This is a genomic window from Mesorhizobium sp. M2E.F.Ca.ET.219.01.1.1, assembly GCF_004016445.2.
Taxonomy (GTDB): Bacteria; Pseudomonadota; Alphaproteobacteria; order Rhizobiales; family Rhizobiaceae; genus Mesorhizobium.
On sequence record NZ_SADT02000005.1, the window covers coordinates 130,248 to 146,741 of the forward strand.

Consider the following 16,494-nt stretch of genomic DNA (forward strand, 5'->3'; position numbering starts at 1 on the left):
ATTCACGCCGCCACTACTTGATGTTGGCCTTGATCGCCGCGATAGCCTCTTCCTGCGTGTATTCGTGCGTGGCGACGCCGCCTTCCTTGATCTTCGGCAGCGCGGCCTCGAAATCGTCCTGGGTGAAGGCGAGATAGGGCACCAGGAGATCGTGCGGAATGTCCTTGTGGCCGTCGAGCACCTGCTGCGCTACCCAGAAGGCGAGCGTCGACACGCCGGGCGCGATCGAGGCCGACCAGGTCTTGTAGCCGTCCTTCTCTTTCTGCTCCTTCCACCACTTCAGCTCGTCCTGCCGGTTGCCCATGATGATGGTCGGGCGCGGCTTGCCGGCGGCGGCGAAGGCTTGCGCCGCGCCATAACCGTCGCCGCCCTGGTCGACGATGCCGACGACATCGGGGAGCGAAGGCAGGATGGTCGCCACCGCTTTTTGCGCTGTCGTCTGGTCCCAGTCGCCGGTCACCGATCCGACGATCTTGAACTCGGGATGGGCGGCGACGCCCTCGAGGATGCCGGCATGGATGGCATCGTCGATCGAGGTGCCGGCGAGGCCGCGGATTTCCAGCAGATTGCCGCCCTTGGGCTGGAACTTGGCCATCTGCTCGACTTCCTGCTTGCCCATGTCCTTGAAGTCGACGACGACGCGGTAGGCGCAGGGCTCCGTGACGATGCCGTCGAAGGAGACGACGACGATACCGGCATCGCAGGCCTGCTTGATGGCGCCGTTCAGAGCATCCGGCGAGGCGGCGTTGATGACGATGGCGTCATAGCCCTGCAGGATGAGATTCTGCACCTGCGCCGCCTGAGTCGGCACCTCCTTGTCGGCGGTGGTGAAGACGTCCGCCGCCGCGACGATCTTGTCTTCGACCGCCTTCTTGGTGACGATGCCGTAGCTGTCGAGCATCGCCTGGCGCCACGAATTGCCGGCGTAATTGTTGGAAAAGGCGATCTTCTTGCCGCTGGTGTCGGCAAGCGCTGTGCCCGAGGCGAGCATCGCCGCGAATGCACTCAGTACGAGCAGTTTCTTCATGTCGGTTCCTCCCGAGGTTGCTGATTTTGACGAACGGTGGTGACGTGTAGCGCCCTGTTTTTTATCTATTGTCAGACAAATTTAGAGGAACCGCAAGCTGTCAACTGCAAAGCTTGATGGGCCAGCGATCAACTTGCGGTGCGGCGATTGAAATGCCTCCGGCTGATGGTCTAGGAACGCGGCAGGAGGCCAATGCATGGCAGTGACGCCGATCGTTGCTAAAGGCGCGCCCGGAATACCCGCGCGATGGACGTCAAGCGCCAAGAGCGGCGTCGGAACCGCCCTTTCGGCAAGAAGCCCGCTCTGGTTCACCACCAGTCACGGCATCTTGAACGAGATTTATTATCCGCGCCTCGACAGCGCCTGCACGCGCGACCTGGGGCTGGTCGTCACCGGTCCCGGCGGTTATTTTTCCGAAGAGAAGCGCGATGCGGCCCATACGGTCGAACCTTTCGAGGATGGGGTTCCTGGCTACCGACTGACCAACATCGCTTCCGACGGTGTCTACCGTATCGAAAAGCGAATCGTTACGGATTCGAAACGACCTGTCCTACTCCAAGAAACAAGTTTCACCGCGATCAAGGGCCAGGCCGCCGACTATCGCGTCTACGCGCTGCTTGCGCCGCATCTCGTCAATGCCGGTATGGGCAACACGGCCTGGGTCGGCGAACACAAGGGGCAGCGCCTTCTGTTCGCCACCGGACGCGGCGTCTCGCTGGCGCTGGCGTCGTCCTTGCCCTGGGACGCCTGCTCGGCCGGCTATGTCGGCTTTTCCGACGGCTGGCGGCAGCTGCGCGACGATGGGGTGCTCGATCCTTCCTGCCAGGCGGCGGAGAACGGCAATGTCGCGTTGACCGGCGGGATCGGCTTTTCGGCCGGCAGGACCACCGCGTTGCTGGCGCTCGGCTTCGGCGCTTCGCCGCAAGAAGCCGCCGACCTCGCGCTTGCAAGCCTTAAGGAGGGTTTCGAGCCGGCCGCGAAAACCTATGTCGACAACTGGCGGAAATTCCAGGCGGGGTTGGAAAAGCTCGACCGTCGCGGCGCTTCCGGTCTGAACACCTACCGCGCCAGCACGGCAGTGCTGGCGACGCATCTGTCGGTCGCCAGGCCCGGCGCCGCGGTCGCCAGCCTGTCGATCCCCTGGGGCTTCAACAAGGGCGACGACGACCTCGGCGGCTATCACCTCGTCTGGCCGCGCGACCTGGTCGAGACGGCGGGCGGCTTCCTGGCCGCCGGCGACGGCAGGCAGGCGCAGCAGATCCTCACCTATCTGCGCTCGATCCAGCAGCCGGACGGCCACTGGCCGCAGAATGTCTGGTCCGACGGCACAGCCTATTGGCCCGGCATCCAGATGGACGAATGCGCCTTTCCGCTGCTGCTCGCCGACGCTCTGCGCCGCGCCGGCCACCTGCCGAAGCCGAAGCTCGCCGATTTCCTGGCCATGATCGAGAACGCGGCCGCCTACGTCGTGCGCAACGGCCCGGTCACCGGCGAGGACCGCTGGGAAGAGGATGCCGGCTACAGCCCGTTCACGCTGGCCGTGGAGATAGCGGGTCTGCTTGCCGCGGCCGACATGCTCGATGCCTGCGGTAAAAATGAGCCGGCAAACTATCTGCGCGAAACCGCCGATTGCTGGAACGACCAGATCGAGCGCTGGACCTATGTCACCGGCACCGAGGTAAGCGCCAGGGCGGGAATCGAAGGCTATTATGTTCGCATCGCCCCGCCGGACGAAGGCGGCGCCGCCTCGCTCAAGGACGGTTTCGTGCCGATCAAGAACCGGCCGCCGGCCGATACCGACAGACCGGCCGAAGCCATCATCAGCCCGGACGCCCTGGCGCTGGTCCGTTTCGGGCTCAGAGCCTCGGATGACCCGCGCATCCTGAACACCGTCAGGGCAATCGACGCCGAGCTGCGCTGCGAACTGCCGCAAGGGCCGCTCTGGTACCGCTATAGCGGCGACGGCTATGGCGAGCATGAGGATGGCGCGCCCTTCGACGGCACCGGCCAGGGACGGCCGTGGCCGTTGCTTGCCGGCGAGCGCGCCCATTACGAGCTTGCCGCCGGCCGCAAGGAAAAGGCGGCGCAGCTGCTGGAAACCTTCGAGCGCTCGGCCGGCGTGGGCGGCCTTCTGCCGGAGCAAGTCTGGGATCGCCCCGACATACCGGACCGCGAGCTTTGGCTTGGCAAGCCGTCCGGCAGCGCCATGCCGCTGGTCTGGGCGCATGCCGAGCACATCAAGCTGCTGCGCTCGCTGCGCGACGGCGCCGTCTTCGACCTGCCGCCGCAGGGCGTCGAGCGCTACATCAAGCAAAGGACTGTCGCGCCATTCAGGACGTGGCGCTTCAACAACAAGATCCGTTCCATCCCCGCCGGCAAGGCGCTGCGCGTCGAATTGTCGGCGCCCGGCGTCGTCCATTGGAGCAGCGACAAATGGCTGACGGTGCAGGACAGCAGGACTGTGGAGAATGCGTTCGGCATCCATCTGGTGGATTTGCCCGTTGACCGCCTGCAACCGGGAACCACCATCGTATTCACTTTTTTCTGGCCGGAAGCGATGCATTGGGAGAATGTCGACTTCACAGTCGCGATCGACCAGCCAAACGGCCAGTGAATTCTTCTTTCCTCAAGCAATCGGGATGAAACCATGCAGATCGGAATGATGGGACTGGGCAGGATGGGCGCCAACATGGTGCGGCGCCTGATGCGCGACGGCCATGAATGTGTCGTCTACGACATCAATTCGGCAAGCGTCGCCGGCATGGTCAAGGACGGCGCCGTGGGCGCCGCCTCGCTGGAGGAGTTCGTCGGCAAGCTCGCCAAGCCGCGCTGCGCCTGGCTCATGCTGCCGGCCGCGATCACCGGCAGGATCGTCGACCAGGTGGCGGCGCTGATGGAGCCGGGCGACATCATCATCGACGGCGGCAATTCCTACTACCACGATGCCGTCGACCAGGCGGCGAAGCTGGCGGTGAAGGGCATCAACTTCGTCGATGTCGGCACCAGCGGCGGCGTCTGGGGTCTCGAGCGCGGCTACTGCCTGATGATCGGCGGCCCGGACGAAGCGGTGAAACATCTGGATTCGGTCTTCGCCACGCTGGCGCCTGGCCCGGACGCCGGAGCCAACCCGTCGAAGACCGACGGAACGGCGGCTTTCGGCTATCTCCATTGCGGACCGAGCGGCGCCGGCCATTTCGTCAAGATGGTGCACAACGGCATCGAATATGGCGTCATGGCCGCCTATGCCGAGGGCATGAACATCCTGAAATCGGCCAATGCCGGCAAAAGGCAGCGCACCGCCGACGCCGAGACGAGCCCGCTCGAAAACCCGCAATACTACCAGTTCGATATCGACCTGCCCCAGGTCGCCGAAGTCTGGCGGCACGGCAGCGTCATCGGTTCCTGGCTGCTCGATCTCACCGCCGGCGCGCTGAAGAGCGATCCGGCGCTCGCCCAGTTCGGCGGCCGCGTCTCCGACTCCGGCGAAGGCCGCTGGACGCTGAAGGCGGCGATCGACACCGGCGTGCCCGCGCCGGTGCTGTCCTCGGCGCTGTTCGACCGCTTCTCCTCGCAGGGCGAATCGCAATTCGCCGACAAGCTCCTGTCCGCCATGCGCTATGCCTTCGGCGGCCATGTCGAAAAGCCCAAGGCCGGCGCGTGAGGGGAGAAACGGCATGAGCCAGGAGAGGTCCGACACGCTGGTGCTTTTCGGGGCGACCGGCGACCTTGCGCACAAGAAGATATTCCCGGCGCTCTACCAGATGGTCGCCAAGGGAACACTGACCGAGCCGATCATCGGCGTCGCCTTCGACCCGTGGGACCTGCCCAAGCTGGTGGACCGCGCCCGCGACGGCATCGTCACCGCGCTGGGCGGCATCGACGACATGGTCTTTGCCAAGTTCGCCTCGCTGCTGCGCTATGTCAGCGGCGACTACCGCGACGGCGCCACCTTCGAGAAGCTGAGGACGGCGCTGGGTCCGGCGCTACACCCGCTGCACTACATGGCCGTGCCGCCAACGATGTTCGAGACCGTCGTGCAGGGGTTGGAGCAGTCCGGCACCGCACGCGGCGCGCGGCTGATGATCGAAAAACCCTTCGGCCACGATTTGCAGTCGGCGCGCTGGCTGAACCGGGTGCTGCATCTGGTGTTCGACGAGCAGTCGATCTTCCGCATCGACCACTATCTCGGCAAGGAAGCGATCCAGAACCTGCTCTATTTCCGCTTCGCCAACTCTTTCCTCGAGCCGATCTGGAACCGCAATTTCGTCGAGAGCGTGCAGATCACCATGGCCGAGGATTTCGGCATCGAGGGCCGCGGCAAATTCTATGACGATGTCGGCTGCATCCGCGACGTCATCGAGAACCACCTGCTCAACATCCTTCTTCTGCTCGCCATGGAGCCACCGGTCGGCCGCTCGGCCGACGACCTGATCGACGAGAAGGTGCAGGTGCTGCGCGCGATCCGCACGCTGACCAGGGACGATGTCGTGCGCGGCCAGTTCGACGGCTATCTGGCCGAGCCGGGCGTCAGGCCCAACTCGCCGGTCGAGACCTTCGCCGCGGTGCGCTTCTTCGTCGACACCTGGCGCTGGCGCGACGTGCCCTTCTTCATCCGCGCCGGCAAGAACATGCCGGTGCACGCCACCGAGGTGATCGTGCGGCTGAAGCGGCCGCCGCTCGACGTCTTCGATCCGATCAAGGCGGACGACGCCAATTATGTGCGCTTCCGCATCGACCCGCAGGTGGCAATCTCGATCGGCGCCCAGCGCAAGAGGCCCGGCGACGACATGATCGGCGAACAGGTGGAGCTCACCGCGCTCGACGACACCAAGGGCGACATGCCGCCCTATGAACGGCTGATCGGCGACGCCATGAACGGCAATGGCCAGCTGTTCACGCGCCAGGACGCGGCCGAGCTTGCCTGGCGCATCGTCGGTCCGGTGCTCGGCGACACCACGCCGCCGGCAATCTATGCGCCCAAGACCTGGGGGCCGGCCGACGCCATGAAAGGTTTCGGCCCGCCCGATGGCTGGATCAATCCGACCAGATAATTTCCGGGGAGGAGGGAAATGGCGAAGGCAGCAAAGACCGCCGCGACGGGCAGCGATCCGATCGTGCTCTGCATCGATGTCGGCGGCTCGCATGTGAAGATCCTCACCAGCGCCGGCGGCGAGATGCGCCGCGTTCCGTCCGGCCCGAGCCTGACGCCCGACAAGGTTGTCGCTTCGGTCAGGGATCTCGCCGAGGGCCTGGACTATGACGTGATCTCGATGGGTTATCCCGGCCCCGTGTCGGACAACAAGCCCTCGCTCGATCCCTTCAATCTCGGCAAGGGCTGGAACGGTTATGATTTCACCGCCGCCTTCGGCAAGCCGGTGAAGCTCGTCAACGACGCGCTGATGCAGGCGATCGGCAGCTATGACGGGGGCCGCATGCTGTTCCTCGGCCTCGGCACCGGCCTGGGCGCCGCCATGATCATCAGGAATGTCGGCCAGCCGATGGAGCTTGCCCATCTGCCCTACAAAAAGGGGGCGACTTTCGAGGATTATGTCGGCGAGCGCGGCCTGCTGAAGCACGGGAAGAAGAAGTGGCGCAAATACGTATTCGACGTGGTCGGCAGGCTTCGCGCCGCCTTGCAGCCGGACTATGTCGTGATCGGCGGCGGCAATGTCGACAAGCTCGATGAATTGCCTGAAAAATCCCGGCGCGGCGACAACACTCGCGCTTTCGAGGGTGGATTTCGTCTATGGCGCGACAAGGCGCTGATCGTCTGATATTGTTACATTTCAGTATAATTGTTCAAAACGGCGTGTATTGACGCTACAAAACGTTGCGCCGCGCAGATTTGCCGACTAGGAATTCACCAGCCTGCGGCCCCTGCGGCTTTCGAATTCGCCAACAACGCTCGCAGCGCTTTGATATTACACACCGCGAAATACGGACTGGTTTCGCGGCATTGCGGCACAAAATGGAGGAACTACGTGGACGAGGACACCAGCACAACCAAGGAAGTCGACCTGCTCGAGCTCACTGCTCACATCGTATCTGCCTATGTCGCGAAAAACCGCCTGCCCGCTTCGGACCTGGGCGGACTGATCGCCAGCGTCGCCTCGTCGATCGGCGGGATTAGCCAGCCGACGGAACCCGCCGCGCCCCCGCCGGTTCCCGCCGTCAACCCCAGGCGCTCGGTGACGCCGGACTACATCATCTGTCTCGAGGACGGGAAGAAGTTCAAATCGCTCAAGCGCCATATCGGCGTGCATTTCGGCCTGACGCCGGAGGCTTACCGCACCAAATGGGGCTTGCCGGTCGACTACCCGATGGTTGCGCCTAATTATGCGGCCTCGCGCTCGCAGCTGGCAAAATCGATCGGCCTCGGCCGCAAGGCGGAGCCGGAACCGGTGAAGCCAACCAAGGGCAGGAAGGCCAAGGCGCCCGCCTGAAATAGCGCGCCTGCACCAATGATTTGAGGAAGCCTGCCGAGGAATCTGCCTTGGCAGGCTTTCCGCTTTTGTGGCTTTGATACTACCGGAGATTGGGGAGGCAAGCCATGAACTACGCCAGGATGCTGATCGAAAAGGAAGCGCCGGAGGAATACGGCTACGACCGCATCCGCTACAATCTCTCCGAAAGCTCGATCGCCGACCAGAAACTCTCCGACATCGGCCTCGCGCTGCCCGACCTCACCTTGTTCTATGGCGAGCATCGCGGCGACAAGCAACTGCGCGCGCTGATCGCGGGGCAGGACAAGGGCCTTTCTCCCGACGATGTGCTGGTGACGGCCGGCGCGGCCGGCGCGCTGTTCATCATTGCGACTTCGCTGCTGTCGCCCGCTGACCATCTCGTCGTCGTGCGGCCGAACTACGCCACCAACATCGAGACGCCGAAGGCGATCGGCTGCGCCATCTCCTATGTCGATCTCGATTTCGACCAAGGCTTTGCCATCGACGTCGAGCGCGTGAAGGCCGAGATCCCCCCGAACACCAAGCTGATCAGCGTCACCTGCCCGCACAATCCGACCGGCACGATGATGACCCGCGCCGATCTCGACGCGCTGGTCGTGCTTGCGGAGAGCCGCAAATGCCGGCTGCTGGTCGACGAGACCTATCGCGACCTCTCCTATGGCGGGCGCCTGCCGGCGGCGGCCTCGCTCAGCCCGAGCGCGATCAGCGTCTGCTCGCTGTCCAAGGCCTTCGGCATTCCGGGTATCCGCATCGGCTGGCTGATAACCAACGATCCGCAACTGCAGGAAACCTTCCTCGCCGCCAAGGAGCAGATCGGCATCTGCGGCAGCGTCATCGACGAAGCGATCGCGCGCGCCACGCTCGAACGCCGTGACGCATTCCTGGCCTCGCTGCTCCCCGAGATGGCCAGGCGCCGCGACATCGTGCAAGCCTGGATCGACGGCGAGCCGTTGGTCGACTGGGTGCGCCCGCAAGGCGGCGTCGTTGGCTTCCCGCGGCTCAATGTCGAGGCCGGCTTCGACCTCGACCGCTTCTACACAAGGCTGCTGGAGCAGCATGGCGCCTATGTCGGTCCGGGCCACTGGTTCGAGATGCCGAAACGCTTCTTCCGCCTCGGCTTCGGCTGGCCGACGGAAGCGGAGTTGCGCGGCGGCCTCGACGCAATCTCCGCCGCGTTGCGGGACTGAGCAGCCGCGCAAAAGATTCGATTTTCTTTGATCCAGCGCGGATTTTTGCGCGCATGGCAGCACGAACTGGGCTAAAGGGTCCTGGCCGGACCAGCGCCCACCGTGCCCCGCCGGCTATTGTCGCAACGGGGCTCTCGAATCATGACCGCCGAAGCAACTTCACCCGACCAGCGTTACGCCGCGTTCCGGCACCGCCCATTCCTCAGCTACTGGACGGCCCGTTTCCTCACCACCTTCGCCACCATGATCGTGTCAGTCGCTGTCGGCTGGCAGGTCTATGACCTGACCCGCGACCCGTTCGACCTCGGCATTGTCGGCATCGTTCAGTTCCTGCCTTCGCTGCTTCTGGTCCTGGTCACCGGCGTCGTCGCCGACCGCTTCGGCCGCCGGCTGATCATGACGCTGGCTACGCTGGTCGAGGCCGGCTGCGCCTTGGCCTTGCTGCTTCTGACGCAGCGCGGCCTGCATGGCCCGCTGCCGATCTTCATCGTGCTGGTGATGTTCGGCATTGCGCGGGCCTTCTACGGCCCGGCTTCGTCCTCGCTGTTCGCCAATCTGGTGCCGCAGGAGGATTTCGCCAACGCGATCGCCTGGAATTCGTCGGCCTGGCAGACGGCGACCATCGTCGGCCCCGTCGCCGGCGGCCTGCTCTACGGCGTTTCGGCGGAGGTCGCCTACGCCACCGCCGCCATCCTGATGCTTGCCGCCGCCGTGCTCATCTTCACCATTCCGAAGCCGGCGCAGCAGACGGCCACCGACAAGCCGACGATGCAGACGCTGTTTGCCGGCTTCGGCTATATCTGGAGCGAGAAGATAGTGCTCGGCGCGATCTCGCTCGACCTCTTCGCTGTGCTTCTGTCCGGCGCCTCGGCGCTGCTGCCGGTCTATGCGCGCGACATATTGGAGCTTGGCCCGTGGGGCCTAGGCCTGCTGCGCTCGGCGCCCGGCATCGGCGCCATCTGCGTCGCCGTCTGGCTTGCCGGCCATCCGATCCGCGACCATGCCGGCAAGATCATGCTGGGCTTCGTCGCGCTGTTCGGCGCCTTCACCGTGCTGTTCGGCGTCTCGACCATCACCTGGCTGTCGATCCTGGCACTCGCTCTGCTCGGCGCCACCGACATGTTCAGCGTCTACATCCGCGAGACGCTGATCCAGCTCTGGACACCGGATGAGGTGCGCGGCCGCGTCAACGCCGTCAACCAGGTCTTCGTCGGCGCCTCGAACGAGGTCGGCGAATTCCGCGCCGGCACGATGGCGGCGCTGATCGGCACGGTTCCCGCCGTGGTGATCGGCGGCATCGGCGCCATCGCGGTCGCCGGTCTGTGGGCCTGGCTGTTCCCGGCGCTGCGGCGGGTAAGGCATCTCAACAGCCGGAATTGATTAGGCGCTGGATCTAAGCCACAGAGTCCGACGTTCGGGCTGAATCACGCCGGGCCGACGACGACCGGGATGGGACCGGGAACCGACAGCCCGGTATCGGTCGGAGCCTTCGACAAGCTGGTGTTCAGCTACTGGACGCGGTCCTTCGCGTCCCAAACCTACAATGGTGGGCGGAAGTCGACCTTCCTTTGAACGGCTTGGTCCACATCCTTCGGATCCATGAGCACCGTGACCCGAGACTTCACCATGCCGCTGGCCTGAGCGACAATAGCGGTCGCAGCCATGTCAATGTTGCTCGGCAGGTCAAGGATAACAACGAAGTCGTCGCTGCCAAAGGCGAAATAGAACACTTCGAGTTTGCCGCCGATCTCCTCGGCGAGTTTCTCGACCATCATTCGCCGTTTCGAACCGCCCTCCTTCAGCAAGCCCTTGAGACCCTGGTCCGTGTAAGAACCCTGGACGAGATATTTCGGCATCGCGGCTCCTCACTTTCAAAGTTCGTGGTGACAGCAGGTAGGATACAGCCTGCAATTGGATCGCGGAATAGGTCGTCAATGTGCGCTTACCGGGCAAGCGGCTTCGGGCGCGTCTCAGGACGTGCGCTTGGAGGCGGCGGCAAAGTTCACTGAACGACCGACATGAGGCGCGCCAGGCCGTCTTGCCGCGCTGTCCCGCAGGCCCGCCGCGATGCCGGCATAAGGTCGATGAAAGCCCGATTTCATCATCTGCCTGGAAGATGGCGTGAAGTTCAAATCGCCGAGCGCCACGCAGTGCCGGTAACGGCATGACACCGGATGCGTGCCGCGCGCAATGGAAGCTGCCGTCCGACTATACCGTGGTAGCGACTAACTAGGCCGCCGAGAGATCCCTACTTTGCTGCCGCTAAGGACTTCGAAAGGATTTTGCTCGCATCGTTGATTAGCGCTCACGAATAGATTGGCGGCTGGAATGCAAAGGGATCATTCCTTGCGACCGCATCCCCGATCGTTGGGTTGGATCGGCACGACCGCGCTGGCCATGGGTGGCAGCAACCAAAGCCTGTTTCTTATAGCCGCGCTTTTCGTCGGCCAGGGTGCGATCCCGGGCCAGGGCAGCGCTGCCGTTGTTTTGCTGATCGTGGGCGTCATCCTCAGTTGGGCAGCCGCGCCAGCGTGGATAGAGCTGATATTACTATGGCCCGACCGCGTGGGCGGCATCGCGGCGACGTGTTCAGAGGCATTCCGACCGTACAGTCCGGTTCTCTCAGGTTTGGCCGGTACATGCTATTGGTGGGGTTGGGTTCCAACCTGTGGCTTGACGGCACTGCTTTCGGCGTCGGCAATACAGCAATGGTACCTGCCGGATATTCCCGTCGAGTTCGTGGCCTGCGCGTTGGTCGTGTGCTTCACCGCAGTCAATCTATGCGGAATAAAATGGGTCTCTCGGCTAGTCGTTCCGATAGCCACGGGTTCGGCCTTCCTGGCATTCGCGGCCGCGATCATCCCGATCCTCTCGGGCAACGTCGATTGGCGGCAGGCGACGACCTTCGCTTTAACGTCACCCTTCGCAGGCTGGTTTGGAGATCTGACCTCGATAATGGCCGGCCTTTATCTGGTCGGGTTTGCGGCCCCCGCGTTTGAAGCGGCGACATGCCATGTCGGCGAAACAGTCGACCCGAACCGCAACGTTCCTCGTGCGGTGTTTGCAAGCGCCGCAATGGCCGGACTTTACTTCATTGTCCTGCCAATTGTCTGGTTGGGTGCGTTGGGGTCTCAGCCGCTGGGCATGGACCTGGCTGTCGCTCTGGGCCCTGCCTTTGCCCCCCTGCTTGGCAGTTTTGGCAAGGCAGCCGCTATCTGGTTCATGATGCTCAACATGTTCCATGGAACGATGCAGCCGCTGGCGGGCGCCTCTCGGACCTTGGCGCAGCTGAGCGAGGACGGGCTGCTGCCGCGGTTCCTCGGCCGACGTTCGGCGACGGATTGTCCATGGGCGGCGACGTTGCTGACAGCCTCAATGGCTATCCTGTTCCTTGTCATAGGCGATCCGATATGGCTGATCGCGGCGGCGAATTTTACCTATTTGATCGGAATTTGCCTGCCCAATGTCGCGGCCTGGCTTTTGCGCCGCGACTATCCTTCGGTCGACCGACCTTATCGAGCCCCGAAGGGAGCCATTGTGCTTGGCTTGGTTGCCTCCGGGATATGGATGCTAGCCGCTTTGCTCGGGTTTCAGCAGTTCGGACTCCCTACGGTCATTGTCGGTCTCGTCATGGCCTATTCGGGGGCCGCCCTCTACGCATGGCGAACAATCGAGGATCGGCTCCGCGCAGGGTTGCCGGCGGTCGGGCAGTCGCTGCATCTTAAGCTGACCGGCGCTATGTTGCTGGTTCTGGCGCTGGACGCCGCTGGCTACGTCATCGCGGTAAGCACTGTCTCGGCCGAACATGGCGCTCTGATAGCGGCGCTCGAGGACATCTTTGTCGCGGTGGCGATGTTGACCATCAGCGTCGGACTGGTTCTGCCAGGGATGATTGCGCACTCGGCAACCGAAATCAGCGAGGCTGCCAAGCGGCTCACCTCCGGTACGCTTCGTGACTTCAGTCGAGCTATGGTGGCCCTCGGTCGCGGTGACCTTGGTGCAGCCCACGCCTCCGTCAACATCACGCCGGTTTCCATTCATTCGAGGGATGAAATCGGCGAGATGGCGGAAAGCTTCAATCTAATGCAGCAGGAAGTTCTCCAGGCCGCTCATAGCCTCGATGACGCCAGAGACAATCTTTCCTTGGCGCGAAGCCAACTCGATGCGTCGTATCAGAGCATCGTTCATCTCGCTCATCACGATGCGCTCACCGGCCTGCCAAATCGGGTAGCATTTGCCAAACATTTGGCCCTGACCTTCGAACAGTCGATTGCTAGCGGCGAGACCTTCGCGGTCTTTTGTATGGACCTGGACAATTTTAAGGAGGTCAACGACGTTTTCGGACATGCCATTGGCGACGAGCTACTGAAGGAAGCCGCGCTGCGCCTCACAATCGCCTCGCAGGATGCTTTCCTGGCAAGAGTCGGGGGCGACGAATTCACTTTGATTGCGGCACATCCAATTTCGCTTGAACCGCTCGAGCAACTAGCTGGCAGACTGCTGGCCACGGCCGATGATGCCTTCGATATTGAAGGTCAAAAACTGCGCATTGGATTGAGCATCGGGATCGCCGTGTTTCCCAAAGACGGAAGCGATGCCGGGACGCTTGTGGCGAATGCCGATGCGGCGCTTTACCGCGCGAAAGCGGAAGGTCGACTAAATGCCCGCTTTTTCGAACCGGAGATGGATCGCCATCTGCGCGAACAGCTGGCGCTGCAGCTTGACCTTCGATCGGCGCTCGAACGGGATGAATTGATGCTGCATTACCAGCCACAAGCCACAATTGATGGAAAGGTGTTCGGATTTGAAGTTCTTCTGCGGTGGCGCCACGAAAGGCTAGGCCTCGTCCCTCCCAACGACTTTATTCCGTTGGCCGAGAAGAATGGTTTGATCGTTTCGATCGGCGAATGGGTGCTCAGACGCGCTTGTCGTGAGGCTGCAGCGTGGTTCGCTCCTCTGAAGATCGCGGTTAACCTGTCGCCGGTGCAGTTTCAACATGGGGACCTGGTGAACCTCGTCCACTCGATTTTACTCGAAACGGGGCTCGCTCCTGCCCGTCTGGAGTTCGAAATCACTGAAGGGGTTCTCATAAACGACCCCCAGCGGACTCTGTCTATCCTGCGTCGGCTCAAATCCCTGGGTGTCAAGATTGCAATGGACGACTTCGGCACTGGCTATGCTTCTCTTTCCTCATTGCGGTCGTTTCCGTTCGACAAAATCAAAATAGATCGCAGTTTCATTGTCGATGTGGCGACCAGTGACCAAGCGGCAGCCATCGTGCGTACCGTCATAGGCCTAGGGTCCGCTCTCGGCGTGCCCGTTATCGCCGAGGGCGTCGAAACCGAAGCTCAGCGTTCCTTCCTTGCCCGGGAGGGCTGTGTCGAAGTTCAGGGCTACCTGGTAGGCTGGCCTGCGTCCATCGAGACCTTTTCCGGTTTGACGGCCAAGGCCAATGCTGGGGTTGTTCGAGGGCCAGCCCGTCGGGAAATAATAGAGATCCCCCGTCGCTCTGAGAGGAAACGGTGAAGTCTGGCGAAAACAAAGCCGCGCCGTGACTTTGTTTTCGGGGTTTCACCCGTGGCCGTTGGAGGTGAGCGACGCTGAAAGGCGGCTCACGGGAACCCTGGAGCGGCCTGCTACAGACGACGGTCAGAGCGTGGACGCATTGTTAGTGGTTGCTGAACAAGGGACCCGGAACATTCGATCGGCGCCGCTGTTCCTTTTGACCAGGAGGAAACAGCCATGCATCAGGTCGAACACTATTCAGAGCGCCGCGAACCAGAGCTCATGGAAGACGCATGCGAAGTCGCCCACTTCGCCAGAAAATTCCATCTCACGATGCCTGAAGCGAGGATGCTCATGCGGCAGCACGGCAACAATCACGCCCGACTTGAGAGGGAGGCGAGAAAGCTTGTGTGTAAAGCGCGTTGACCAAGCTTTTTCCGACTTTGGACCGCCGATCATCGGTCACGCCAAGTCGGATGCCCCAGGCATTGTCGCCGTGCGGAAGGCTTAGTTGCGATAGGTTTCAGCGTCGTCAGCCGACGGTGCTTGAGATCACCCGCAGATCACCCGCGCGGGGACCCTCTACTCCGAAAAGCTCACACTGACGCCGCGCTGCCGAAAATAGGCCTGCATCAACTTGCGCCCGGCGCGGTTGTTCTGCACCAGCCTGGCCGGATCGAACACCGCCTGCTTCTTCCCCTCTCGGGCCAGCGCCGCCTTGAGGGTCGCGATATGCGCATCGAGGTCGGCGTTGTCCGCTCGGAGCGAGGCATAGATATTTTCGATCGCTTCGGCCAGGGTCAGTTCGTTCAACAGTGTCTTCCTTTGGTTGATCCCGCGGCGCCTTAGCACAGATTCGCGGCTGCGCCGATACCGATGAGACTGCCTGTGCACAGCGCCGGTGGCGAAGCCCGATCCATTCGCCAGCGCCTCGGACCTTTAGAGCAATTCCAGGAAAAGTGTGAGCGGTTTTCCGTCCGGAATTGCGTAAAAACAAGGAGATAGTGCAACGGCACTTATGCGGACGGCTGCGCTGCGCCGCGCCGCTCAAGCGCGGTCGTGCGGATGATTTCAGCGATCTCCGGGCTGCTGCTGCACAGCATCTGGAAATCCGACGAGTGCAATGACAGGAGTGACACCGCTGTTGCGGCGCTGACGGTCGCCATGCGCGGTTCACCAGTGATCAGCGCCATCTCGCCGAAGAAGGCGCCGGGGCCGAGTTCCACCGGCTTCGGTGCCGCGACGCTGACGCGCCCCTCCACGACGAAGAACATCCGATCACCGGGCTCGCCGCTGCGGCAGATCACGGCGCCCGCCGGTACCGTGCGAGGTCGTAACGCGCTCACGATCTCGACCAGCGCGGCCGGGCCAAGTTTCTGAAACAACGGCACGGCGGCGACCAATTGCCAATTGCGAACGAAATCCCCGCGACGGACTTCCTGAGCGAAGCCGGTAGCAAGAATGCCGGCCCAGAGCGCGAAGATGCCGATGCCGCTCATCATGACAGCCCCAGAGAGGACGCGACCAGCGAAGCTTTGCGGAATCTCGTCGCCATAGCCGGTGGTGGACAGCGTAACCACCGCCCACCACATTGCCTGGGGGATGCTGCCGAACTTTTCCGGTTGGATATCGCGCTCGATGACATAGGCCGCGAGGGCGACGCCGAACAGAACGACGCCGAAGAGCGTGGTGACGCCGATCAGGTTGCGCGCTTCGTTGGCCAGCACCCTGCCCAGCACCGGGAAGAAAGTCGAGTCGCGCAGCGGTTTCAGCAGCCAGACACCACAGTACAGGCTCCAGTCGGAGGTGCCAATGAGCAGAAAAGCGGCGAGTGGAACCAGGACCGCGAGCACATCGATGGTGATTGCCGGCGTCCTGTCCCTGACGTCTCCCGCCCGGCGCTTGAGCAGCGTCGCGGCCATTTGCAGGAGATAGGCGCCCCAAACGACGACGAGTACCGCGGTCAGAGCCAGCCTGCTTCGTCCGGATATGTCCGGTATCGTGAGCCCAGCCACCGCCAGAAGCCCAGGCGCAGCCAGCACCGCATTGAGCGGCGCGTAAATTCTCAAGAAAGGCAGTACCGACATTCTGCGCCCACCAGCCGCGACCACCTTCCAAAATAGATGCCTTAAAGGCAAGCGCAACGGTGCTTGCTCTCGCCGCAGCGTGCATCATCACCAAACGGCAGCCACAGGGTGGACATTTCTGCCCACATGGAAAATGATCATGTTGCTATGCACAATACCGCAGTGCTCAAATCTCGACGAGAAGCCTGAGCGTAGAAGCGGATCAACCGACCTCCGGTCCAGCG

Annotated in this window: 13 protein-coding genes; 8 read left to right on the plus strand and 5 right to left on the minus strand. The window is 62.7% G+C overall.

Annotation, left to right across the window (positions count from 1 at the left end; translation table 11 throughout):
• Positions 1 to 13: 13 nt before the first annotated feature.
• The gene (locus tag EN862_RS23575) at positions 14 to 1,027 is read right to left on the minus strand and encodes an ABC transporter substrate-binding protein (RefSeq protein WP_112128638.1); all 1,014 of its coding nucleotides are present in this window, start codon (positions 1,025 to 1,027) and stop codon (positions 14 to 16) included.
• Positions 1,028 to 1,223: 196 nt separating this feature from the next.
• On the opposite strand from EN862_RS23575, the gene EN862_RS23580 reads away from it, so the two are divergent.
• The 7 genes from EN862_RS23580 (at position 1,224) to EN862_RS23610 (ending at position 10,058) form a co-directional block, all read left to right on the plus strand.
• Positions 1,224 to 3,641 (plus strand): glucan 1,4-alpha-glucosidase, encoded by a 2,418-nt coding sequence (locus EN862_RS23580; protein ID WP_127865951.1) that lies wholly within the window; start codon positions 1,224 to 1,226, stop codon positions 3,639 to 3,641.
• A gap of 33 nt (positions 3,642 to 3,674) precedes the next feature.
• Positions 3,675 to 4,688 carry a phosphogluconate dehydrogenase (NAD(+)-dependent, decarboxylating) gene (gnd, locus tag EN862_RS23585; RefSeq protein WP_127865952.1) on the plus strand — a complete coding sequence of 338 codons (1,014 nt, stop codon included), beginning with the start codon at positions 3,675 to 3,677 and terminating at the stop codon, positions 4,686 to 4,688.
• A gap of 13 nt (positions 4,689 to 4,701) precedes the next feature.
• On the plus strand, positions 4,702 to 6,078 hold the full coding sequence (zwf, locus tag EN862_RS23590) for a glucose-6-phosphate dehydrogenase (protein WP_127865953.1): 1,377 nt from the start codon (positions 4,702 to 4,704) through the stop codon (positions 6,076 to 6,078).
• A gap of 18 nt (positions 6,079 to 6,096) precedes the next feature.
• Positions 6,097 to 6,801, plus strand: coding sequence for an ROK family protein (locus EN862_RS23595; protein WP_127865954.1), 705 nt, complete (start codon positions 6,097 to 6,099; stop codon positions 6,799 to 6,801).
• A 207-nt stretch (positions 6,802 to 7,008) separates the two neighbouring features.
• On the plus strand, positions 7,009 to 7,470 hold the full coding sequence (locus EN862_RS23600; protein ID WP_127865955.1) for a MucR family transcriptional regulator: 462 nt from the start codon (positions 7,009 to 7,011) through the stop codon (positions 7,468 to 7,470).
• A 107-nt stretch (positions 7,471 to 7,577) separates the two neighbouring features.
• Entirely contained in the window at positions 7,578 to 8,678 is a 1,101-nt protein-coding gene (locus EN862_RS23605) for an aminotransferase class I/II-fold pyridoxal phosphate-dependent enzyme (protein WP_127865956.1), read from the plus strand.
• Between the two features lie 141 nt (positions 8,679 to 8,819).
• On the plus strand, positions 8,820 to 10,058 hold the full coding sequence (locus tag EN862_RS23610; RefSeq protein ID WP_127865957.1) for an MFS transporter: 1,239 nt from the start codon (positions 8,820 to 8,822) through the stop codon (positions 10,056 to 10,058).
• A gap of 158 nt (positions 10,059 to 10,216) precedes the next feature.
• On the opposite strand, the gene EN862_RS23615 is transcribed toward EN862_RS23610, so the two are convergent.
• Complete coding sequence (locus EN862_RS23615) at positions 10,217 to 10,534, minus strand: GYD domain-containing protein (RefSeq protein ID WP_127865958.1); 318 nt, start codon at positions 10,532 to 10,534, stop codon at positions 10,217 to 10,219.
• Between the two features lie 490 nt (positions 10,535 to 11,024).
• On the opposite strand from EN862_RS23615, the gene EN862_RS23625 reads away from it, so the two are divergent.
• Positions 11,025 to 14,204: an amino acid permease gene (locus EN862_RS23625; RefSeq protein WP_210235678.1), complete on the plus strand. Its 3,180-nt coding sequence runs from the start codon at positions 11,025 to 11,027 to the stop codon at positions 14,202 to 14,204.
• A gap of 237 nt (positions 14,205 to 14,441) precedes the next feature.
• Here the strand turns inward: EN862_RS23625 and EN862_RS23630 are convergent, their stop codons facing one another.
• From EN862_RS23630 to EN862_RS23640, 3 genes are all read right to left on the minus strand, one after another.
• Positions 14,442 to 14,642: a hypothetical protein gene (locus tag EN862_RS23630; protein WP_127865960.1), complete on the minus strand. Its 201-nt coding sequence runs from the start codon at positions 14,640 to 14,642 to the stop codon at positions 14,442 to 14,444.
• Between the two features lie 123 nt (positions 14,643 to 14,765).
• A complete protein-coding gene (locus EN862_RS23635) occupies positions 14,766 to 14,999 on the minus strand; it encodes a hypothetical protein (protein WP_127866338.1) in 234 nt (77 codons plus the stop codon).
• A 200-nt stretch (positions 15,000 to 15,199) separates the two neighbouring features.
• Positions 15,200 to 16,270, minus strand: coding sequence for a cyclic nucleotide-gated potassium channel (locus EN862_RS23640; protein ID WP_127865961.1), 1,071 nt, complete (start codon positions 16,268 to 16,270; stop codon positions 15,200 to 15,202).
• Positions 16,271 to 16,494 lie beyond the last annotated feature (224 nt).

Excerpts from the sequence above, each read along its gene's own strand:
- EN862_RS23580 (WP_127865951.1), top strand. The coding sequence starts at position 1,224 with ATGGCAGTGACGCCGATCGTTGCTAAAGGCGCGCCCGGAATACCCGCG.
- EN862_RS23615 (WP_127865958.1), bottom strand. The coding sequence starts at position 10,534 with ATGCCGAAATATCTCGTCCAGGGTTCTTACACGGACCAGGGTCTCAAG.
- gnd (WP_127865952.1), top strand. The coding sequence starts at position 3,675 with ATGCAGATCGGAATGATGGGACTGGGCAGGATGGGCGCCAACATGGTG.
- EN862_RS23575 (WP_112128638.1), bottom strand. The coding sequence starts at position 1,027 with ATGAAGAAACTGCTCGTACTGAGTGCATTCGCGGCGATGCTCGCCTCG.
- EN862_RS23640 (WP_127865961.1), bottom strand. The coding sequence starts at position 16,270 with ATGTCGGTACTGCCTTTCTTGAGAATTTACGCGCCGCTCAATGCGGTG.
- EN862_RS23630 (WP_127865960.1), bottom strand. The coding sequence starts at position 14,642 with ATGATCGGCGGTCCAAAGTCGGAAAAAGCTTGGTCAACGCGCTTTACA.
- EN862_RS23610 (WP_127865957.1), top strand. The coding sequence starts at position 8,820 with ATGACCGCCGAAGCAACTTCACCCGACCAGCGTTACGCCGCGTTCCGG.
- zwf (WP_127865953.1), top strand. The coding sequence starts at position 4,702 with ATGAGCCAGGAGAGGTCCGACACGCTGGTGCTTTTCGGGGCGACCGGC.
- EN862_RS23605 (WP_127865956.1), top strand. The coding sequence starts at position 7,578 with ATGAACTACGCCAGGATGCTGATCGAAAAGGAAGCGCCGGAGGAATAC.
- EN862_RS23595 (WP_127865954.1), top strand. The coding sequence starts at position 6,097 with ATGGCGAAGGCAGCAAAGACCGCCGCGACGGGCAGCGATCCGATCGTG.